Source organism: Arachnia propionica (genome assembly GCF_003932785.1).
GTDB classification, from domain to species: domain Bacteria; phylum Actinomycetota; class Actinomycetes; order Propionibacteriales; family Propionibacteriaceae; genus Arachnia; species Arachnia propionica_B.
Map to the genome: position 1 here is coordinate 1 of NZ_RQYT01000040.1, position 19,108 is coordinate 19,108.

Annotated in this window: 22 protein-coding genes; 16 read left to right on the forward strand and 6 right to left on the reverse strand. The window is 68.3% G+C overall.

The window, feature by feature from the left end:
- The 5 genes from EII35_RS12765 to EII35_RS12785 form a co-directional block, all read left to right on the forward strand.
- On the forward strand, nt 1-602 hold a 602-nt coding region (locus tag EII35_RS12765; RefSeq protein WP_125228850.1), incomplete at its 5' end, for a hypothetical protein.
- A 546-nt stretch (nt 603-1,148) separates the two neighbouring features.
- Nucleotides 1,149-1,961: a TIGR04255 family protein gene (locus EII35_RS12770; RefSeq protein WP_185744326.1), complete on the forward strand. Its 813-nt coding sequence runs from the start codon at nt 1,149-1,151 to the stop codon at nt 1,959-1,961.
- Nucleotides 1,954-2,613 (forward strand): hypothetical protein, encoded by a 660-nt coding sequence (locus tag EII35_RS12775; protein WP_221739756.1) that lies wholly within the window; start codon nt 1,954-1,956, stop codon nt 2,611-2,613. The genes EII35_RS12770 and EII35_RS12775 overlap by 8 nt, the downstream gene beginning before the upstream one ends.
- 2 nt (nt 2,614-2,615) lie before the next feature.
- Nucleotides 2,616-3,329, forward strand: coding sequence for a hypothetical protein (locus tag EII35_RS12780; protein ID WP_125228852.1), 714 nt, complete (start codon nt 2,616-2,618; stop codon nt 3,327-3,329).
- 99 nt (nt 3,330-3,428) lie between these two features.
- The gene (locus EII35_RS12785) at nt 3,429-4,037 is read left to right on the forward strand and encodes a Rossmann-fold NAD(P)-binding domain-containing protein (RefSeq protein ID WP_125228853.1); all 609 of its coding nucleotides are present in this window, start codon (nt 3,429-3,431) and stop codon (nt 4,035-4,037) included.
- On the opposite strand, the gene EII35_RS12790 is transcribed toward EII35_RS12785, so the two are convergent.
- Both EII35_RS12790 and EII35_RS12795 read right to left on the reverse strand, forming a co-directional pair.
- Nucleotides 4,014-4,490, reverse strand: coding sequence for a peptide-methionine (S)-S-oxide reductase (locus tag EII35_RS12790; protein WP_185744327.1), 477 nt, complete (start codon nt 4,488-4,490; stop codon nt 4,014-4,016). The two genes, EII35_RS12785 and EII35_RS12790, sit on opposite strands and share 24 nt — an antisense overlap.
- A 121-nt stretch (nt 4,491-4,611) precedes the next feature.
- Nucleotides 4,612-4,995 (reverse strand): VOC family protein, encoded by a 384-nt coding sequence (locus tag EII35_RS12795; RefSeq protein ID WP_125228855.1) that lies wholly within the window; start codon nt 4,993-4,995, stop codon nt 4,612-4,614.
- Between the two features lie 89 nt (nt 4,996-5,084).
- Here EII35_RS12795 and EII35_RS12800 point away from each other — a divergent pair, with 89 nt between their 5' ends.
- Nucleotides 5,085-6,071: a helix-turn-helix transcriptional regulator gene (locus EII35_RS12800; protein ID WP_125228856.1), complete on the forward strand. Its 987-nt coding sequence runs from the start codon at nt 5,085-5,087 to the stop codon at nt 6,069-6,071.
- A 123-nt stretch (nt 6,072-6,194) separates the two neighbouring features.
- Nucleotides 6,195-6,821, forward strand: a complete 627-nt coding sequence (locus EII35_RS12805) for a LysE family translocator (protein WP_125228857.1) — start codon at nt 6,195-6,197, stop codon at nt 6,819-6,821.
- A gap of 33 nt (nt 6,822-6,854) precedes the next feature.
- Here the strand turns inward: EII35_RS12805 and EII35_RS12810 are convergent, their stop codons facing one another.
- The gene (locus tag EII35_RS12810) at nt 6,855-7,103 is read right to left on the reverse strand and encodes a TfoX/Sxy family protein (protein WP_260465126.1); all 249 of its coding nucleotides are present in this window, start codon (nt 7,101-7,103) and stop codon (nt 6,855-6,857) included.
- Between the two features lie 652 nt (nt 7,104-7,755).
- On the opposite strand from EII35_RS12810, the gene EII35_RS12815 reads away from it, so the two are divergent.
- From EII35_RS12815 to EII35_RS12845, 7 genes are all read left to right on the forward strand, one after another.
- Entirely contained in the window at nt 7,756-8,175 is a 420-nt protein-coding gene (locus tag EII35_RS12815) for a VOC family protein (RefSeq protein WP_125228858.1), read from the forward strand.
- 11 nt (nt 8,176-8,186) lie between these two features.
- Nucleotides 8,187-8,729 carry a putative immunity protein gene (locus EII35_RS12820; protein WP_125228859.1) on the forward strand — a complete coding sequence of 181 codons (543 nt, stop codon included), beginning with the start codon at nt 8,187-8,189 and terminating at the stop codon, nt 8,727-8,729.
- 65 nt (nt 8,730-8,794) lie between these two features.
- Nucleotides 8,795-9,124: a lycopene cyclase domain-containing protein gene (locus tag EII35_RS12825; RefSeq protein ID WP_125228860.1), complete on the forward strand. Its 330-nt coding sequence runs from the start codon at nt 8,795-8,797 to the stop codon at nt 9,122-9,124.
- On the forward strand, nt 9,117-9,434 hold the full coding sequence (locus EII35_RS12830; protein WP_125228861.1) for a lycopene cyclase domain-containing protein: 318 nt from the start codon (nt 9,117-9,119) through the stop codon (nt 9,432-9,434). The genes EII35_RS12825 and EII35_RS12830 overlap by 8 nt, the downstream gene beginning before the upstream one ends.
- The gene (locus EII35_RS12835; protein WP_125228862.1) at nt 9,431-10,150 is read left to right on the forward strand and encodes a class I SAM-dependent methyltransferase; all 720 of its coding nucleotides are present in this window, start codon (nt 9,431-9,433) and stop codon (nt 10,148-10,150) included. The genes EII35_RS12830 and EII35_RS12835 overlap by 4 nt, the downstream gene beginning before the upstream one ends.
- Complete coding sequence (locus EII35_RS12840) at nt 10,147-11,661, forward strand: FAD-dependent oxidoreductase (protein ID WP_260465127.1); 1,515 nt, start codon at nt 10,147-10,149, stop codon at nt 11,659-11,661. Before EII35_RS12835 ends, EII35_RS12840 begins: the two co-directional genes overlap by 4 nt.
- A complete protein-coding gene (locus EII35_RS12845; RefSeq protein ID WP_125228863.1) occupies nt 11,658-12,842 on the forward strand; it encodes a cytochrome P450 in 1,185 nt (394 codons plus the stop codon). Before EII35_RS12840 ends, EII35_RS12845 begins: the two co-directional genes overlap by 4 nt.
- Here EII35_RS12845 and EII35_RS12850 read toward each other — a convergent pair.
- Genes EII35_RS12850 through idi form a run of 3 tightly spaced genes read right to left on the reverse strand, consistent with a single transcriptional unit; the run spans nt 12,835 to nt 16,855 of the window.
- Entirely contained in the window at nt 12,835-13,722 is an 888-nt protein-coding gene (locus EII35_RS12850; RefSeq protein ID WP_125228864.1) for a phytoene/squalene synthase family protein, read from the reverse strand. The two genes, EII35_RS12845 and EII35_RS12850, sit on opposite strands and share 8 nt — an antisense overlap.
- The gene (gene crtI, locus EII35_RS12855) at nt 13,719-15,203 is read right to left on the reverse strand and encodes a phytoene desaturase family protein (RefSeq protein ID WP_125228865.1); all 1,485 of its coding nucleotides are present in this window, start codon (nt 15,201-15,203) and stop codon (nt 13,719-13,721) included. The genes EII35_RS12850 and crtI overlap by 4 nt, the downstream gene beginning before the upstream one ends.
- Nucleotides 15,200-16,855: an isopentenyl-diphosphate Delta-isomerase gene (gene idi / locus EII35_RS12860; RefSeq protein WP_125228866.1), complete on the reverse strand. Its 1,656-nt coding sequence runs from the start codon at nt 16,853-16,855 to the stop codon at nt 15,200-15,202. The genes crtI and idi overlap by 4 nt, the downstream gene beginning before the upstream one ends.
- Nucleotides 16,856-16,987: 132 nt before the next feature.
- Here idi and EII35_RS12865 point away from each other — a divergent pair, with 132 nt between their 5' ends.
- Together EII35_RS12865 and EII35_RS12870 are read left to right on the forward strand one after the other, a co-directional pair.
- Entirely contained in the window at nt 16,988-17,659 is a 672-nt protein-coding gene (locus EII35_RS12865; RefSeq protein ID WP_125228867.1) for an exonuclease domain-containing protein, read from the forward strand.
- A gap of 16 nt (nt 17,660-17,675) precedes the next feature.
- Nucleotides 17,676-19,004: an outer membrane protein assembly factor BamB family protein gene (locus EII35_RS12870; protein WP_125228868.1), complete on the forward strand. Its 1,329-nt coding sequence runs from the start codon at nt 17,676-17,678 to the stop codon at nt 19,002-19,004.
- Nucleotides 19,005-19,108 lie beyond the last annotated feature (104 nt).

Sequence of the window (19,108 nt, forward strand, 5' to 3'; positions counted from 1 at the left end):
GTTTTTCGCCGCGGAGCCAGGCCGCCCCTCGACGAGATGACCGTGCTGCATCGACACCTATCGCGATCAGTTCGGGGTCGAGCACCTTCTGTACCACGTTGCAGGACACTGAGGGCGGGTTCATCACCTCGCGTGGGTACCGGGCCGCGAAACGCCGTGCTCCCAGCGCCAGGACGTTGCGTGACGAGGACGATGTCAACGGGGCCGAGGTGTGGCGCCGGTGGCTCAAGGACCATCTGGAGCGCCGTCTCGACGGGTTGCCGCGGACCCCATCCCCTGAGGAGCTTGAACTCTGGGCAGGCGTGGTTCCTCTGGTGGGCGAGTTCGTCCCGACGGCAGCATCCTTTTTCAACGGGCGCGGCATCGGATTCGGCAAGCGGCCACCTCAGTGGGAGCTCCTGGAAGTACCCTTCGCCGAACATGGCCGTGAACTCGTCGCGTTCTTCACGGAACGCATTCAGAACACGACTGCCCTCGGATTCATGTGGAATGAGCGTGTGCAGCAGCTGGTGCACCAGGTGCGAGACCAACTTGGCGATGCGATCGCGCGACCTCTGGTCGAGGCGGCGCAAAGAGGTGGTTTTCTTGATCCCGCCGTGTGAGGAGACTGCTCATCGCCCTCTTGCCGCTGGTCGAGACGTCCGTAAGAGTCCCTGCACACCGTCGCCAGGTCTCGGCACGATGGTCCTCTTCACGGCTGCGTTGCTGGATCCGGTTCAGCCGGTGAGAAAAGAAGATGAAGGTGTTATTCACGGCCTTCTTCTCCGCTGGTCGAGCCGGACCGCGCGCACCAGCGCGCCGTCCGTGTCGAGACCTCTGGCCACACGGTGCAGGAACTCGAGTTGAGCGGCCACTCCACGGAGGTCTCGACACGGGACCTCCGCGGGCTCCGGACCCGGCTCGACCAGCGGTGGGGAAGACGGCGCTGAAACCGGAAAGAGCAACCACCTCAACCCCGTGAATAACGCCTTGAACCGGATTTCGTGCACCCTGAGGCAGGTTGACCAGCTGTGGGGTGCAGGTGTGGCACTCAACGTTGTAGTGGCGGTCGTCGGATGGTCGTGGTCAGGATGGGCAGCCACCGTCGCGCTCCATGACTCAGCCGAGTTGGTTGTCGTACGGGTTGTATCTTGGGTAGTATGTCTGGGGTGAGGGAGCGAGAGATCTACCCGAGCACCCCCATCGTCCTGATGGCGATCGAGGTGCGGCACTCGTTGTGCGAGCCGCTTGATCGCAAGCAGGTCGCGGAACTGTCCGGGCGGATCAAGCACTTGCTGCCCTTGCCGAGCGAGATGGATGAGGTCTCTGTCTCTGTGCAGGCAGGGCCAGACGGCCCTCCCGTGCACCAGCAGGTCATCAGCAGCTTCCAGAGATGGGCGAGCCGCGACAAGCGAACGGCCTTGTCGGTGCGCCCCGAAAGCTTGGTGATCGAGACCACCGACTACGGCAGCTATGACAGGATGCGTGAGTTGCTCGACGTCGCGCTCCAAGCCCGTTTGGCGGCCGGCCCTCCGGCCGGGGTCGAGCGGATCGGGCTTCGATACATTGATGAGATCAGGGTCCCCGCTGGGAATGATGGCAGTGGACCCGACTGGGCTCAGTGGGTGGACTCTTCCTTGCTGGGTCCTGCGCACGTCGGCGCGGAGTTGGGTCTGGTGCCGGTGGTGGGTGAGGGAGTCCTCGTGTTCTCCGGCGGCAGCGATCGAGCCCTGGTGTTGAGGTATGGCGCGCAGAATGACTACGCGGTGCAGTCGACTCCGGACCTACGCCGCCCGTTGCCTCCTCCGGGGCCTCTGTTCAAGCTCGACTTCGACAGCTTCTGGCAGGCAGCCGACGAAGTGCCCGAGTTCGATGTGGATCTCATCTTGGGTTTGGCGGACACGCTGCATGAACCGGTGCGAGGTGTCTTCGAGAGTGTGATCACCCATCGGCTGAGGGAGGAAGTGTTGCGACATGACTGACGCAAAGGTGTGGAACGCCGCTGTCGAGTCGGCACTGGGATCGCGCCCCACGGCGGGTGCCTTCACGGTTCCGCAGAACGTGACGGAAACGAGGACCACACTTCCCCTGTTGACGACCAAGGCGGGCGGGATTCGGAGCATGGCCCGCGCGCTCCACGATGATGCTGACGACCTCCACAAACGGACCCATGAGGATGAGTGGCGCACCGCGGCGGCTGAACGTGGTAAGGCAAGCGTGACGTCAATGCTCACGGAGCTGGCTGATCTCGGGTTCGCTTGGCGCGACATCGCGCGCATGGTCGGCGTCAGTGTGCCCGCGGTCCAGAAGTGGCGAAAAGGAGAGAGGGCGTCTGGTGACAGCCGCTTTCGGATTGCAAGCCTACTTGCCGCGTGTGACCTGATCACCAAGCACTACATGGTCGATGAGATCGCTTCGTGGTTCGAGATGCCGCTCTCCTGGTCTGCTCCCGTCACCCCGATCACCCTGTACAGCGCCGATCGCGCGGACCTGGTCTTCGAGTTCGCGAGCGGACATGCAGACCCCGAGGCGCTGTTGTCCGAGTTCGACCCCGACTGGCGTGAGCGGTATCGGTCAGACTTCGAGGTCTTCGATGCGGGCGACGGCCAACGCTCGATCCGCATGAAGGGTTGACCTTGAGTCACGACCTCGAATCCCCGTACGCAGAGGGCGTCCCGGGTTGGGATGCCCTCTACCGCGCACGCGGCGACGAGGTCTCGGGGACCCGCCCCATCTTCACCGGTGATGTGTTCACCGGAGTACGTCTACCCGGATCGACCGGAAAGGTGAAAGCACGCTCTGTCATCGTTCTGCAACACCCGTGCTCCATGCGCACGAATGGTGTTGACCTCGCTTGGCAAGTTCTCGTTGCCGAGGTGACGAATCGCAAGGAACTTGATGAACCCGACTGGGTGAGAGGCAACTTCAACCTGATGCCTCTTCCCAACATCCGCCCTGACGTGGAAAACCAGAGCCAGCACCAAGCAGCCAACTTCGACAACCTCTACACGGTGGCCCCTGATCTGCTGAGCGCGCGAACGGCCTCCTTGTCGCCGTTCGGGGTGAACCTGCTGCTTCAGCGCTGGGTGCACTACAGCTCCCGAGTCGTGGTGCCCACCCGCATCTTCCAGGAACAAACCGTCGCTTTCTACGAGGAAGCCGATCTCATCGAAGAGTGGTGCGATGAAATGGGTAGCGATGATCTGAAGGTCGAGACTCGGGCGTGTCTGGACTGGCTGCGCGCTGACAGAGACGGTGTGACCTACCAGGAACTGCTGAAGAACTCGCAATCACACAGCATGATTCGCCGCGCGATGCGTCGGGCGCTGAAAGAGCGGCGCCGGGCGTGAGTACGGTGGAGTGAGGCGAGATCCACTACACACTGGGGGACCGGAGCCAGGTCTGCGACGACACGACGTGACCCAGAGTCCTGACCGGTGGATGGGAGGATGCCGTGGGAGAAACCCCCGCGACGCGATCCAGGCAGCACGGCCGACGGGGAGTGGTCCTCGTGCTGGGTGGGACGGGAATGCTGCGACCTGCCGTCGAAGAACTCCTCCGTGCGGGCGAGCACGTCGTTGTCGTGGCGCGACGTGCCAAGTCGAGCCTTCGCTGACCTGCCGGATGGCCTGACCGCGGTCGATGCCGACTGGGTGCGTCCTGCCGAGTACGGGCAGCGCTGCAGGGATGCCGTCGCCGGCCGTGACGGGCTCGCCGTCATCCTGTGGGTGCATCAGCCGCACCGTGACGCCGTGACCGTGGAGATCGATCCCCTGTTGTCCGAGGCCACGCGGGTGGTCCGGTTGTGGGGGAGTTCCAGCGGTGACCCCCGGGACAGGGCCCGGGTGTCCCGGAAGCCCCGTGCGGGCAGCCTCTGTGAGGTCTATCTGGGCAGCACGTTCGACGGGGCGGGTCGCACCTGGCTGACCCATGAGCAGATCTCGCAGGGTGCCCTGGAAGCCTTGCGTGGCGACCACCGTGAGCACACGGTCGGCGAGGTGTTCCTGGAAGGGCAGAGCCCTCGTGGTGTGGGGTCACCGTCGGTACTTCGTCAGTAACTCTGCTGGGATGTGGCAGATGTCATCGGGGCAGCGGGCCAGCCGGTGCTGATGTTCCTCGGCGCTGCGGATGTAGCTGGTCAGGGGGAGGACCTCGACAGCGATGCGGGCTGCGTCGCTGCGGCCGTCGATGTATGCCCTGGCCTCGGCCAGATGGGCTGGATCACGTGAGTAGACGCCCGTGCGGTACTTCTCCCCGATGTCGGGGCCCTGCTGGTTGATGCTGTAGGGGTCGATGATCTCGAACAGGTGCTGGACCAGTCGGGTGACGCTGGTGCGGGTCGGGTCGAAGCGGGTGCGAACGCATTCGGCGTAGCCGTCGTAGGGACCCTCGAGGCTGTCGGTCGCGCCGTTGGCCCGCCCGGCCTCGGTCCAGACGACCCCGGGCAGGGTGGCGACGAATGCCTGCACACCCCACAGGCAGCCACCGGCAAGACAGATCTCCTCGCTCACCCGGACGAGTGTAGGGAGCGAACTCCTGCCACTGCGCGGAGGATTGCCCAAGAGTGCGCTCTTGGCGGTGGCGCTCCGCGCATGTGCAGGGGATCTCGTGGGTGCAGCGCGCAGCTGTGGGTCAGAGGTTGGATGTGTCCGTGGCGCAGACGCGGAGCCGATGCCCGTCGGGATCCGTCGCGACGAAGGTGTAGCCGAAGTCGAGTTCGGTGGGATCCAGTGCCATGGGGATGTCCTTCCGTGACCACGCCCGGTACAACTCGTCGACCTCCTCTCGGGTGGCTCGGCTCATGGACAGTTCAACGCTCCCCGGTGCACCCGCGGCCTTCGGGTCGATCTCGCTGCGGGTCTGCAGGCCCAGGACGACCCCTTCCCCCAGCGGGAACACGCTGAAGTCCTCGAAGGTCTCGATCGGGTCGCAGCCGAGCGCATGCCGGTAGAAGTCCGTGCTCACCGTGACGTCATCGACGTAGAGGATCACGCTGTTCGGGCTGAAGACGGTCATGGGAGTGTCCTTTCGATCTCGACGGTGCCACCGAACGTAGAAGCCAATGAGGACGCCTCCTGTCATGTATCTCTGGCAGGGTCAGTGCCATGAGAGCGGATCGGTTGCTGTCGATGATCTGGCTGCTGCGCATCCACGGCGGACTGTCCAGTGCGGAGTTGGCCGCGCGGTTGGAGGTCTCCAGGCGGACCGTGTTGCGCGACGTCGAGGCGCTCTCGGTCGCCGGAGTCCCCGTCTACTGTGAACGAGGTCCCAGGGGCGGTGTCAGATTGCTGCCCGGGTACAGGACCGAGGTGACCGCCCTGAGCGACGACGAGAGCCGGGCGATCTTTGCGGCCCTCTCGCCCTGGGGCGCGGAGGCGCTCGGACTGAGGGACGCTCTGGTCTCGGGGGCCCGGAAACTACTGGCGGCGATCCCTGATGCCCGACGCCCCTCGAGCCTCGACGTGGCGTCCCGGCTCGTCGTCGACCCTCAGGGCTGGCTGCCCAAACCTGAAGCGACCCGACCCGGAGCGGACTTCGCCACGATCCAGGCCGCGGTGTTCTCCCGACGACGACTGCGGCTCACGTACCAGTCCCGGCAGGCGGGGAGGCGGCGGGATCTCGTCGTTGAACCGCATGGTCTGGTGAGCGCGGGCAGCGACTGGTATCTGTGTGCGGGGGTGGCGGGAGAGGTGCGTTTCCTCAAGGCGGCCAGGGTGGTGGCGGCCGAGCTGCTCGAATCCCCCTGCTCAGAGGATGTCGTGGATGTCGCCGCCACGTGGCGGGAACATCGTGACCGCTTCCTCAAGCGATTTGACCCGGTCACGGTGACGGGCTGGTTGGCGGGGGAACGGAGAGCGGATGCCGAGGAATGGGCGATCAGGGTGGAGCCCTCGACGAGTTCCACCCAGCCGCCGGGAAAAGGGTGGGAGGCCGTCCGAGTCGAGTTCATGGACAGGCTTCACGCGGTGACGGTGTTGCTGCGCCTCGGCCCTGATGTGCGGGTCGACGAGCCCGAGGAGGTGCGTGCTGAACTCGTCGATCACCTGAAACGGACCCTCGAGCTTTATCGGATGGGCGACGAGACGACGTGAGAGTCAGGGGACTTCCCGCCCCGTGTGTGAGAGGGTCCATCGTGGTCCTGAGGATCTGTCGAGTGTCGTCGTTCGCTTCTCGCCATGGAGTGATCCCCGGATCCCTCCGGTCATACTGGGTGCGTGATCGAGTTCGTCGCGTTGGTGGGATTCGCTCTGGCCGTTGCCCCTCTCGTCCTGACCCCGGGAGCCAGCTTCACCCTCGTCAGTGCCCGCGGCATGGTCGGGGACAGGACCGGTGCGTGGGCATGCATCGCAGGTACGGCTGTTGGGATCATCACCCACGCCGTTCTCGCTGGCGTAGGTCTCGCCGCCGTGGTGATGCAGTCCGCCGAGCTCTACCGGCTCCTCCGACTGGCAGGGGCTGTTTACCTGATCGGGCTTGGCCTCTGGCTCTGGTTCGGGGCCGGAGCGGCGTCGTCGCCACGGGGGAGCGATACGTCCCGCCGTTCGGCTTGGGCCCAAGGGCGGCGCGCCTTCGTCGCCAACGTTCTCAACGTCAAGGCGGCGGCCGTCTATCTCACCCTGGCGCCTCAGTTCCTCAGTGCCAGCCAGGCCGGTGTCGCGGCCATGGTGCAGCTTGGGGCGGTCCACATCCTCGTGATGGTGCTGTGGCTCGGACTCTGGGCGACTGGTCTCACGGTCCTCTCCAAACGGTTCGACCGCATCGCATGGTCCCGACGAATCAACCGGATCGGCGGGGCCGTCCTGGTGGTCCTCGGCATCCGCTCCGCCGCGCAGGTGCGGTGAACCGTGCGCAGACGGAACCTCCGCGGCGACAGCTCACCCGCGGTTGGCATCCTCTCGCAGGCGGCGTCGGGTCTCCTCGTCGAGCAGACTCTTGGGGATTCCCTGGATCGCGCCTTCGAGGGCGAACAGGGAATGCATGCAGTCGAAGGTGGGGTGAATGCGCCACCATGCCTCGACGCTGCCCAGCTCGGTTAGCTTCGCCGGTGTGTCGATTCCCGCCTCCTTGAGGGCCCGTGCCAGCACCGGTCCGACATTGGGCAGATCGCTGAGGTCATTCATCATCGCTCCATTCCTCCCAGCCGAAGGCCGTCAAGTTCAGCTCTCATTCTCGTCTCACAACCCCAGCAGCGCCAGCGGAACCACCGCGACCCCGTCGCGACGACGGTGGGCGTGCTCGCCGGTGTTGAGAAGCGATCCATGACCATGGTGGCTTCGCCTGTCTTAACGCGGGTTCGCCTGTGTTGGGTGTGGCTCGCCTGCCTTAACGGCGGCTCGCCTGTCTTGTTTGGCAGGCGAAGTGAAAGAAGGCAGGCGTTTCCGATCCAAGGCAGGCGAATCAGTGGGGTGAGGGGGCCGGTGGGAGGGAGTGGGAGGGTGGCGGGACGGGATGGTTGAAGGATGGTCACGAATCGCCGTTTTGCTTCGGTGAGCCCGCGATGTCACCGCTGACATCGAAGCAGGACGGCGATTCGTGACCGTGGTGGTTTCGCCTGTCTTGTCCCAGGTTCGCCCACCCCGGCCCGGGAGGCCCATTCAGGCAGCAGTGAAGCACCTGGCCCTGGCCGGCTGGTTGGTTCCCGCGTACCCCCGGGGGGCTGACGGCCCCTCCGATAAAGGGGGGTTCACAAGGGATCATGTCGCTTACTATACCGTTTTGCACCGACTTGCTATACCGTTTTGCGGCTGCTCAGAGGCTGCTCGGTAGCATCACCCCATGGCGCCTGCGATCCATCACATCGAGTTGTGGACCACCGACCTTGAGGCCAGCCGCCCGCAGTTCGAGTGGCTTCTCACCTCCCTCGGGTGGGAGCCGGACCCGGTGCCCGGCTGGGATTCCGGCATGATCTGGCGGGCGGCGACGGGGGAGTACCTCGTGCTGGAACAGTCCCCGGCCGTCTCGGGGCCCCTCGACCGGATGCACGCAGGCCTCAACCATCTGGCGCTGACCGCCCCCGATCGCGACCTGCTCGATCGGCTCCGCGACGAGGCGCCGCACCGGGGATGGGCTCACCTCTTCCCCGACCGCTACCCCCACGCCGGAGGCCCGGACAGCACAGCCCTGTACCTTGAGAACACCGAAGGCTTCGAGGTGGAGATCGTCGTGGTCCCCGTCCCGCCATCCCAACCCCAGTGATCGGAGCATCGATGGCCACATCTCCCCAGACCCTCACCGAGGCGCAACGGCGGCTGGTGGCCTCGTGGGCCGCGGACTGCGCCGACAGGGTGCTCCACGTGTTCGAGACCGAGATCCCCGACGACCCCCGCCCCCGCGACGGCATCGAGCGGGCCCGTGCCTTCGGTCGGGGTGAACTCGGGGCGGCTGAGGTCATCCGGCGACGCTTCGAGGCCAGTCGTGCCGCCGCTGCCGCCACCGGACCGGCCGCCAAGGCCGCGGTCTGGGCCGCCGGGCAGGCCTCCGCCGTCGCACACATGGCGGCCCATGCCCTCGGGGCCGCGGCCTACGCCGCCAAAGCGGCGTCGCTCGGTGCGGCGGACGCCGAAAGGGCCCGCCGCGACGAGGTGCGTTGGCAACTGGACCACATGACCCCTCAGGTCAGGGCCGCCCTGGCGAGACTCCCGCTGCTCGGTGAGGACCCGTCCGGCCCGTTGGGCAAGGGACTCCTGGCCACCGGGACGCTTGCCGCGACGATCCGCGACATCCAGGACGAACTCCGCTCTGAGTCGTAAGCTGGGTGACACACCGTGACGACGACGCCGTCGGATCGTTGCTCGTCCGGTCGTGAGGAGGACGTGTGGATCCCTACCAGTACCTGATCCTGATGGGTGGCTGCGTACTCATCACCCTGCCACTGGAGTTCATCCTCAGGGCCCGGGTCTACCGCCGCCCGCTCCGGCTCGCCCTGGCCATGCTGCCCACCCTCGTTGTGTTCATCGCCTGGGATCTCCTCGGCATCGCCCGCAACCACTGGGACTACAGCCCCACATACACCACCGGGATCATGCTCGGCCCCATGCCCTTGGAGGAACTCGTGTTCTTCCTCGTCATCCCGATCTGCGGGTTGCTGACCTACGAAGGAGTCGGTCACGTCCTGCGTCGCCTCCGAGGAGACGACGATGCCTGAGTACACCCTCCTCACCGTCATCGCGGTGATCGCCGTCGCGCTGCTCGAACTCCTGTGGCTGCGCACCGGCATCTTCCGGACCCTGCAGTACTGGCTGGCCATCGCCATCGTCGTGTTCTTCCAGGTGCTCGTCGACGGCTGGCTGACGAAACTCTCCGCCCCCATCGTCCGCTACAACCCCGAACACCACGCCGGGCTGCGTTTCCCCTGGGACATCCCGGTGGAGGACTTCGGATTCGGCTGGGCCATGGTCACCCTCACCATCCTCGTCTGGGTCAAGGCCGGTCGCCGCTCCGGAGCAGCCCCGTGACCTCCCCGACGACCGCCGCCTTCGATCGAGGCGCCGCCCGCTACGACCTCCTGGTCTCCCTCAACCCCGGCTATCACCGGGAACTCCGTCGGGCAGCCGGTCATCTCATCGAACGGATCGACGCGGCCAGCGGACCCTCCCTCCTCGACCTCGGCTGCGGCTCCGGCGCCTCGACCCGGGCCCTGCTCGACGCGGCCCCCGACGCCGCCCGCATCGTCGGCGTCGACGCCTCACCCGGCATGCTCGCCCAGGCCCGCGCGAAGGCCTGGCCGGACCGGGTCCGGTTCCGCTCAGGCGTGGCGGGGCAGCTCGACCCGACCACCCTCGACGGGGGACACGACGGCATCCTCGCCTGCTACCTCTTCCGCAACGTCCCCGAGCCCCAACGGGACCGCTCGGTGCAGGAGGTCTTCACGTTGCTCCGCCCCGGTGGCGTCCTCGTCGCCCAGGAGTACTCGGTGGCGGACAGCCGGATCGCACGTCTGGTGTGGAGCCTTGTCAGCTGGGGGGTCATCCTGCCGCTCGGCACCGTCATCGACCGCAACCCGGGGCTCTACCACTACCTGTGGCGCAGCGTGCGCCACTTCGACGGCGTCACCGCCTTCGCCCGTCGCCTCGAGCGTGCCGGTTTCGTCGACATCGCCCACACCACCGCGTCAGGATGGCAGCGAGGCATCCTGCACACCGTCGTCGCCCACAAACCCAAGGAGTCATGATGACCGCGCCACGTCCAGGCCGGGATCGACGAGCCGTCCGCCACCCGGGCCCGAAGGGGGCCCCGCACCTCGACGGGCACCGCGACGTCATCGTCGTCGGCGGCGGCATCGCGGGGATCGCCGCGGCCACAGCCCTGGCTGAACGCCGGGTCCGGGTCACCCTCCTCGAGACGACCGAACGGCTTGGCGGGCGCGTCGCCGCCTGGCCCCTCGACGACTCCCGCACCATGAGCCGTGGCTTCCACGCCTTCTTCCGGCAGTACTACAACCTCCGCTCCCTGCTGCGCCGGACCGACCCGGACCTGAGCCATCTCGTCCCCGTCCCGGACTACCCGCTCCAGCGCCCTGACGGGCTCCGTGACTCCTTCACAGGACTGGTTCGTACCCCGCCGTGGTCGGTGATGCAGTTCGTGTTCCGCAGCCCCGCCTTCACCCTCCGCTCGCTGCTGGGGGTGGATGTCCGCTCCGCGCTTGAGCTCATGCAGGTCCGCTTCCCCGACACGTACTCCCGCTACGACGGGGAGTCGGCCGCCGCCTTCCTCGACCGGCTGCGTTTCCCCGAGGGCGCCCGCGACCTGGCGCTCGAGGTCTTCGCCCGATCCTTCTTCGCCGACCCCAGGCGGTTCAGCGCCGGCGAACTCGTCGCCATGTTCCACACCTACTTCATCGGCTCCGCAGAGGGCCTGCTCTTCGACGTCCCCGACGACGACTACGACACCGTCCTCTGGACCCCGCTCGGCCGTTACCTGACCGGGTGGGGTGCCGAGATCCGCACGGCCACCACCGCGGAGCGCATCGTCCTCCACGACGACGTGGCCGAGGTCCACACCCCGAACGGGACGCTGCGTGGCGACGCCGTCGTCCTCGCCGCCGACCCCCGCGCCGCCCGCGACCTCATCGCCCAGCTGGCGGGGCCGGGCCTCGAGGACTGGCAGCACCGGGTGGCGGCGACGGTCAACGCGCCACCGTTCGTGGTGGTGCGGCTGTGGCTGGACCGGCCCGCCGACCCGAACCGTCCCGCCTTCGTCGGCACGTCCCGCTACGGCCAGCTCGACAACGTCTCCGTGCTGGAACGTTTCGAGGCCGGTGCCGCAGCCTGGGCTGCCGACCACGACGGCTCGGTCGTGGAACTCCACGCCTACGCCTGCGACCCCGCGGTCCTCACCGACCCGGCCGCAGCCCGCGCCGTCGTCGAAGGCCTTGAGGAGCAACTCCACCGCATCCACCCGGAGACGACCGACGCGACGGTGCTGCACCGTGAGGTCCTCATCCGCGACGACTGCACCCTCATCGAACCCGAACGCTGGCTGGAGCGCCCCGGCGTGGCCACCCCGTCGCCGCGGCTGGTCCTGGCGGGCGACTGGGTGCGCTGCGACTTCCCCGTGGCACTCATGGAACGGGCCGCCACGACGGGGTTCCTCGCCGCCAACCAGCTCCTGTCGGACTGGGGGGTTGCCGGAGTCGACCTGTGGACCGTGCCCATGCGTGGGCTCCTCGCCGGACGACGATGACCGACCGCCGCAAGGCCCGGCGTCCCGAGGAGGCCCCCGGCCCCCGACTCGAACGTGACGGCCGCGTCATCCGGATCCGTTCCCTCGCCGCCGCCCGCCAGGCGCTGCGGGAACGTCACCGCACCATGCAGGCCGGCTTCACCGCCGAGTTCATCCCCAAGGGCCTGTTCAGACACCACCCGATCCTCATCTCCGACGGCCCCCTCCACGACGAGCAACGCCGCAAGGTCGGCAGGTTCTTCGCGCCGAAGGTGGTGGCGTCGCGCTACGGCGGCCTCATGAAGGAGGTCGCTGAGCGGCTCCTCGACGAGGCCCGCGCCGCCGGGGAGTTCGACCTCAGCGACCTCGCCCTGCTCTACACCGTCGAGGTCACCGCGGAGGTCGTCGGGCTCACCGAGTCCTCGATCCCGGACATGGCGACGCGGCTGGTGTCCTTCTTCAACCAGCCGCCTCTCGACATCACCCGCCCCGACCTGGGACGCACCCGCCGCGACTGGATCCGGGCAGCGGTCAACGGCGTCGTTCCCGTGCTGCGGTTCCACTGGGCGGATGTGCGTCGAGCGATCAGGGCGCGGCGACGGGAACCGCGGGAGGACATCATCAGTCATCTCATCGCCGAGGGTTACTCGAACGCCGACATCCTCGTCGAATGCGTCACCTACGGCACGGCCGGGATGGTGACGACCCGCGAGTTCATCTCCATGGCGGCCTGGCATCTCCTCGACGACCCGGACCTCCTGCGACGCTACCTGGCGGCCGAGGAGCCGGAACGCCTGTCGATCCTCGCGGAGATCCTCCGGCTCGAACCGGTGGTCGGGCACCTCTACCGTCGCGTGGTGGAACCATTCGACCTCAGCGACGGCGACACCGTCGTCACCGCGCAGGAGGGGGACCTCATCGACGTCTCCACGAGGGACACCAACACCGACTCCGAGGCGGTCGGTACCTGCCCCTTCCAGCTGCATCCGGGACGTCCGATGCCCCGAGGTGTTGATGCGACGGGTCTCACCTTCGGTGACGGTGCCCACAAGTGCCCCGGTCAACCGCTGGCCCTCGCCGAGGCCGATGCCCTGCTGGTCCGGCTGCTCCCGAAGGCCGAACTGCTGAGCGCGCCCGTCATCGGCTGGGACGACCTCATCGAGGGCTACGCCCTCACCGGGCTCAGGCTCAGTATCAGCTGACCCCAAGCGGTAGCCGGAGCATCGCGCGCAGCATCAACCCGGCCTTCTGGACATCCGGCACCCGCAGTCTTTCGGTGAAGACGTCATGGTCCGCCCCCTCGATGAGGTCGAGGATGCGGCGGTACAGCACCAGCGCCGTGCCGACGCAGCGTCGCGACGCTGGCGGCAGCATGGCCAACCCGGGCAGGGCGTCGTCGTAGAGGGCCCGGTTGCGTGCCACCTGCTCGGCCATCATCGTCCGCCACTCGGGTGTCACCCGACGCAGCCACGGATCCGCGCCGTGGCGCGCCAGGTCCTCCTGCGGCAGGTAGACGCGGCCCCGATCGAGGTCCTCGCCGACGTCCCGGAGGAAATTGGTGAGCTGGAACGCCTGCCCCAGCGCCCGCGCCGGCCCCTTCGCCTCCGGGGTGCAGGGCTCGAGCACCGGCAGCATCATCTCCCCGATCACGGCGGCCGATCCCTCCATGTAGCCGTGGAGGAGGTCGTCCCAGGTCTGCCATGTGGTGTGGGTCAGGTCCGCCGCCATGGCGTCGAAGAACCGCTCGAAGCACTCCGGATCGGTGCCGCGACGATTGATGCTCTCGACGATCGCCGCCATGACGGGTTGGTCGGCGTCCCCCCGGGCCAGTGCGTCGAAGAAGGTGGCCCGGAACGCCCGGAGACGATCCTCGGGCGTCCCGTCGCGGGGCACGGCCGTGTCGCTGGGCTGCACCACGTGGGGCTCGTCGACGATGTCATCCGCCAGGCGGCACAGCGCGTAGACGGTGAACACGTCGCGACGCTGCCGCCTCGGCAGCAGCAGCGTCCCCCAGTAGTAGGTGGTGCCGTGTCGCTGCGTCAGCTCGGCGCAGCGACGGTACCCGTCGTCGAGCCTGCTCATGCCAGCACCTCACGCACCCTGCGGGCGGCGAGCTTGCCCGAGATCAGCACCATCGGGATCCCCACCCCCGGGGTGGTCCCGGATCCGGCGAAGACCAGTCCGGGGACACGACGGTCCACGTTGCGGGGACGGAACGGGCCGCTCTGGAAGAAGGTGTGGGCCAGGGCGAACGGGGTCCCCGCCGCCATGCCCTCGGCCTGCCAGTCCGCGGGGGTGACCAGCTGCTCCGTGACCACGTCCACCGGGTAGCCGAACTCCGTCAGGAAGTCGAGCATCCGCTCCCTGAGGGCCGTGGCCTCCCGGTCCCAGTCGATCCGGCCGATGTTGAGGTTCGGGACCGGCTCCAGCACGTACAGCGTGTGGTGGCCCTCCGGGGCGGCGTCCAGGTCGTCGAGGGAGGGCACGGCGACGAACCGGGAGGGGTCCGCCATCGGGACACCGCGACGCAGCAGATCCTCGAAGGCACTGTCCCAGGCCCTCCCGAAGTGGATGTTGTGGTGGCCGACGCCGTCCGGGAGCGAGCCGCGCACGCCCGCGTGCCACACCACCGCGCTGGGGGAGAACCGTCCCCTCCTGACCCGACGCCGCGGGGTCAGCCCCGGCAGCAGCCGTTCGTAGGCGACGGGCAGATCCGTCGTCACCACCACGGCGTCGGCAGCCACCAGTTCCTCGTCGGCCAGCTCCACCCCTATGACCCGGCCGTCCGCGCGGCGCCGCACCGCCTCGACGGGGGTCGACCAGCGGAATCGCACTCCGGCGTCCTCGGCCGCCGCGGCCATCGCCCGGGGCACCGCGTGCATCCCGCCGTCGGGGAACCAGACCCCCTCGATGGAGTCCATGTAGGTGATGACCGCGTACAGGGCGAGGGCCTGGGACGGGGCGAGTCCCGCGTACATGGCCTGGAAGCTGAACACCCGGTGCAGTCGGGGGTCCTCGAAGCGTCGCGCGACCTCCGGCCCCAGGCGTCGCAGGCCGCCCAGCCGCAGCAACTCGAGGGCGGCCCGGGGGGAACGCAGCAACCCGAGCGGGGTCTGGAAGTTCCGGTCGATGAAATGTGGCATCTCGACCTCGTACAGCCTCCGCAACCACACGACGAAGTCGTCGAAGGCGGTCGCGTCGCGCGGTCCGCACTGCTGAAGGATCTCCTCGCGCATGGCCTCGTGGCCCGGGCGGATCCGCATTGGTTCGGCATCGGCGAAGAAGGTGTGATAGGCGGGGTCCAGGAGCCGCAGCGAGACGTACTCGTTCGACGAGCACCCCACCGCGGCGAAGGCCTCCTCGAGCAGCGACAGCATCGTGAACACCACGGGTCCGGTGTCGAAGCGGAACCCGTCTCGCTCCAAGGAGCCGTTGCGCCCCCCGGGCACCGGTTCGCGTTCCAGCACGGTGACGCGATGCCCGTCCCCGGCAAGATGGAGGGCGGCCGCGAGACCTGAGAGCCCGGCCCCGACGACGACCACATGATGGCGACGCTCCGTCATGATGACCTCCAGGCGATCCGCTGGGCCGCCTCGCGCAGCCCTGCCACCCCTTCCGGGGCAAGTTCCAGGTCGTCGAGGCAGCGGAAGGCCGCCTCCACCTCGTCCGAGATGAGACCTTCGACCTCCTCGGCGATCCCCACCCGGCGCATCGCCTCGGCGAGGCGGGACACGTCGTCGGAGCCGAAATCGGGGCCGCCGACTCGACGCAGCAACTCCGCCTCGGCCCCGGTGAGGCGGTCATGTGCCAGGGACAGCAGCACCGTCGGTTTGGCCTCGAGGAGGTCATCACCTGCCGGTTTCCCCGTGACCTCGGGGTCGCCCCAGACCCCCAGCTGGTCGTCGCGCAGCGCGAACGCCTGGCCGAGGTGGTCGCCGAAATCCGTGAGGGCGTCGACGGGGGCCCCGGCGGCGATCGCGCCCAGCTGCAGCGGGCGGGTGACGGTGTACCGGCCGGACTTGGTGCGGGCCACGTGCTCGGCGTGCCCCCGGTCCCGTCGTCCCGCGGCGGAGCCGGTGAGATCGGCACGCTGGCCGGCGATGAGTTCCACCGACAGGTCGTGCCACAGCTCCCGGAACCCGGTCGGAAGGTCACCGATGAGGTGGTCAGCCACGGCGTGGGCCAGATCGCCGAGGAGGATGGCCATGTTGTTCCCGAAGAGTTCCGACGAGCCCCCGGCCGTGGCGGACAGGTGCCAGTCGGTGGCATCGGCGTGGGCCGAGGGGCGGCCGCGCCTGGACCGGGAACGATCCATCACGTCGTCGTGGATGAGGGCGAACAGGTGGAGGATCTCCAGGGCGGCGGCCGCCCGGATCATCCGGTGGTACCCGACCGCACCGTGGACCCCGCCGAGGGCGATGAACCCCCAGTAGGTCATCGTCACCCGGATGCGCTTGCCGCCGCCGAGCAGCAGGTCGCCCAGCCAGCGTGGGAGATCCGCGGGGAGCACGTCGAGTCCTGCGTCGGCGACGTGAGCCCGCCATCGCTCCTCCAGACCGGCGACCTCCGCGGCCAACAACACCTCCACGTCGTGAAACGCCGCCGCTGGGTCGGGGGAGGAATGGTCGGTGACAGGAGCGCCCGGATAGGGGTGGCGTTCGACGATGAGAGGGATCTGGAGGGCACTCCAGGGGCTGTAGACCTGCGGGGTGGCGGCGACCGCGGCACACACGGCATCCCAGGGTGCCCAGACGTACTCGGCGACCTCCTCGGGGTCGGCCTGCACCCCGTCGTCGATGACCACGGCGCCGAAGACCGGGCAGATCTCGTTCTCGACGACGCCGCTCGCGTCGACCGCCCGGTAGCGGAAATCCGGCAGCAGCGGGGTGAGGGGCCCGACCCGGAGGCCCAGTTCCTCCCGGATCCGGCGTCGGGCCGCGTCCTCGATGTCCTCGCCGGGGCGGGGATGGCCGCAGCAGGAGTTGGTCCACACCCCCGGCCAGGTCCGCTTGCCCAGGGCGCGGCGCGTGAGCAGGACCTCGCCGCGCGCGTTGAACAGGTAGGTGGAGAACGCGAGATGCAGGGGGGTGTCGGCGGTGTGGATCGATGTGCGATCCGCCGAGCCCGCGGGGGTCCCGTCCTCGTCGAGCAGGACGACCTCGTCCGGGGGCACGGTCGTTGACAGGTGCTGCGGGGACGACTTCGCGTTCCTCATCCGGTGTCCAATGCTCGTGAACGGTTCCCATGACTCTACAGGCCTGTTTCCCGTGCGACAGGGTTTCCGGCAAGTGGCTGACAGGGTGTCACGTCGGGGGGAGGGGTTAGGTTTGGTGGTGGAGGGATGGCAATGATGTGGAGCAGTGTTCAGTTCGTCGGGTTCGACACGGAGACGACCGGGCGCGACCCCCTGTGGGCGGAGATCGTGACGGCGGCCGTGGGCGAGAGGGAGTGGCTGCTCAAGCCGACGGCGCCCATTCCCGCCGAGGCCACGGAGATCCACGGCATCAGCACGGAGACGGCGATGGCCGAGGGGGTGGACCACGCCCGGGGGCTCGCCGAGATCCGGGAGGCCATCGACCGGGTGTGGGCCGACGGCGGTGCCCTCTGCGTCTTCAACGCCGCCTACGACTGCACGCTGCTCGACCGCGAATGTCGACGCCACGGCCTCGGCGGTTTCGAGATCCGGGGCGTGGTGATCGACCCGCTGGTCATCGACAAGCAGACCGACCGGTACCGTCGCGGGAAGCGGCAGCTCATCAATGTGGCGGAACACCACGGGGTGGCCCTCCCGGCCGAGGCAGCCCACGGCGCCCGGGCCGATGCCGCCGCCGCGGCGGGGCTGGGGGAGATTCTGGCCCGGCACCTGCCGGACCCGGCCGTCGCCAACGAGGTGCAGGCCGGGTGGCACGACGAGCAGCTCGCCTCCTTCGCCGACTGGCTGCATGGCAAGGGCGATCCGGCCCGGGCGGCCGAGGTCCTCGCGGAACGCGGTTGGCCGCTACGGAACGGTTCGGACTGAGGGGTTGGGAGGACCCATGACGACACCGGTTTCACGACCACGACTCCGGCTGGCGGCGGCGTTCACGGCGACGCTGCTCCTCATGACCTCCTGCTGGGGAGCCGAACCGGGCACCCCGGCATCCTCGTCGGCCCCCTCGGGGTCCGCGCCCTCAGCGACCGGCGTCGCTGCGGCCGGTGAGCTGAGTGTGGCCTGGGAGGTCGAGCGATCTGGGGTGCAGGCGCAGGTGGGGGTCGCTGAGGGGCTCGTGCTCCTGCCCGACCTCGCGGCGGGCAACACCAAGCTGGCCATGCTGAGCTGGGAGGACGGCCGCGAGCTGTGGTCGGTCGACATCGCCAAGGACCTGGGCGGCGCGGACCTGCTGGAGAGCGGCCCGCGGATGCCGGCGGGGCAGGTGGCGTTCTGGGCCCATGCGCCGGAGGTCAGCCCATCCCTGCTCGTCTACGACACAGCGGCTGGGTCCCTGCTCGCCCGGGTTGAGGGCAGGGAGGGGAACTACCTGTCCGTGGCGGAGTCCGGGGCCGTGTACGAGATGATCCACTCCCCGGAGGGCAGCGGCACCGTCTCGATCAGCCGAGCCGCCTCGGCCACGGACTTCGCGGCGAAGCAGTGGACCATCCAGGAGGACGAGGAGGCCACGAAGTGGTTCTGGGTCCGGGAGCACGACGGCGTCGTCGACTTCTGTGTGGACGGGCAGGCGGGTCCGCTGTATCACTACGCCTGCTACGCCAGCCTGCACATCGCTGACGCGACCCCCGTCGCGGGGGACGGTCAGCTGTACCGCTCCACCTGGGTGGGGGACACCCTTGTGGGTCTCGAGCAGGGAGGCCCGCTCCAGGCCTTCGACGCATCCGGCAGGGAGCTGTGGCGTGTGGACGTCCCGGCGGGATACCCGCTGGGATGGGGCGAGCACCTGCTGTTCTTCCCCGACGACGGGCCGCCGGCAGTCATCGCGCTGGATCCGGGAACCGGAAGGGAACTCTGGACCTCGGACAGGGAGGATGGCTGGATGGAGCCCCTGATCGACAGGACGCCCTCCCCGGAGGACGGGCCGCTGGTCATGGTGCAGGCCTACCCGAGTGTCAGGACCGGGGTGCTGGACCCGGCGACGGGTGACATCACGCTGGTCGATCACGGGCTCACCGATTTCCGGGAGGCGTTCCCGACGGTTGACGGCGCGGTGCTCATCGCGTCGGGCGGCCCCGACTCGTTGACCTGGACGGCGGTGAAACCCGGGCAACCGGGCACCCTGTGGACGAACGTGCTCTCCGAATACGACGCATTCCGGATGTTCGACAGGCATCTGGTGGCCGTCCGAGGGGACCGGATCGCCCTGCTTCACTGACCGCGCCCGAGGGCTACTCCAACATTGTTGGAGTACGTTACAGCTCGTGTGAGAGTGTCGGGAAGGCCCTTGTGGGGTCGCGCAGGGCTGGGTGGCCCACTCGC

Excerpts from the sequence above, each read along its gene's own strand:
- EII35_RS12775 (WP_221739756.1), top strand. The coding sequence starts at position 1,954 with ATGACTGACGCAAAGGTGTGGAACGCCGCTGTCGAGTCGGCACTGGGA.
- EII35_RS12785 (WP_125228853.1), top strand. The coding sequence starts at position 3,429 with ATGCCGTGGGAGAAACCCCCGCGACGCGATCCAGGCAGCACGGCCGAC.
- EII35_RS12795 (WP_125228855.1), bottom strand. The coding sequence starts at position 4,995 with ATGACCGTCTTCAGCCCGAACAGCGTGATCCTCTACGTCGATGACGTC.
- EII35_RS12800 (WP_125228856.1), top strand. The coding sequence starts at position 5,085 with ATGAGAGCGGATCGGTTGCTGTCGATGATCTGGCTGCTGCGCATCCAC.
- EII35_RS12810 (WP_260465126.1), bottom strand. The coding sequence starts at position 7,103 with ATGATGAATGACCTCAGCGATCTGCCCAATGTCGGACCGGTGCTGGCA.
- EII35_RS12815 (WP_125228858.1), top strand. The coding sequence starts at position 7,756 with ATGGCGCCTGCGATCCATCACATCGAGTTGTGGACCACCGACCTTGAG.
- EII35_RS12820 (WP_125228859.1), top strand. The coding sequence starts at position 8,187 with ATGGCCACATCTCCCCAGACCCTCACCGAGGCGCAACGGCGGCTGGTG.
- EII35_RS12830 (WP_125228861.1), top strand. The coding sequence starts at position 9,117 with ATGCCTGAGTACACCCTCCTCACCGTCATCGCGGTGATCGCCGTCGCG.
- EII35_RS12840 (WP_260465127.1), top strand. The coding sequence starts at position 10,147 with ATGATGACCGCGCCACGTCCAGGCCGGGATCGACGAGCCGTCCGCCAC.
- EII35_RS12845 (WP_125228863.1), top strand. The coding sequence starts at position 11,658 with ATGACCGACCGCCGCAAGGCCCGGCGTCCCGAGGAGGCCCCCGGCCCC.
- EII35_RS12850 (WP_125228864.1), bottom strand. The coding sequence starts at position 13,722 with ATGAGCAGGCTCGACGACGGGTACCGTCGCTGCGCCGAGCTGACGCAG.
- crtI (WP_125228865.1), bottom strand. The coding sequence starts at position 15,203 with ATGACGGAGCGTCGCCATCATGTGGTCGTCGTCGGGGCCGGGCTCTCA.
- idi (WP_125228866.1), bottom strand. The coding sequence starts at position 16,855 with ATGAGGAACGCGAAGTCGTCCCCGCAGCACCTGTCAACGACCGTGCCC.
- EII35_RS12865 (WP_125228867.1), top strand. The coding sequence starts at position 16,988 with ATGATGTGGAGCAGTGTTCAGTTCGTCGGGTTCGACACGGAGACGACC.
- EII35_RS12870 (WP_125228868.1), top strand. The coding sequence starts at position 17,676 with ATGACGACACCGGTTTCACGACCACGACTCCGGCTGGCGGCGGCGTTC.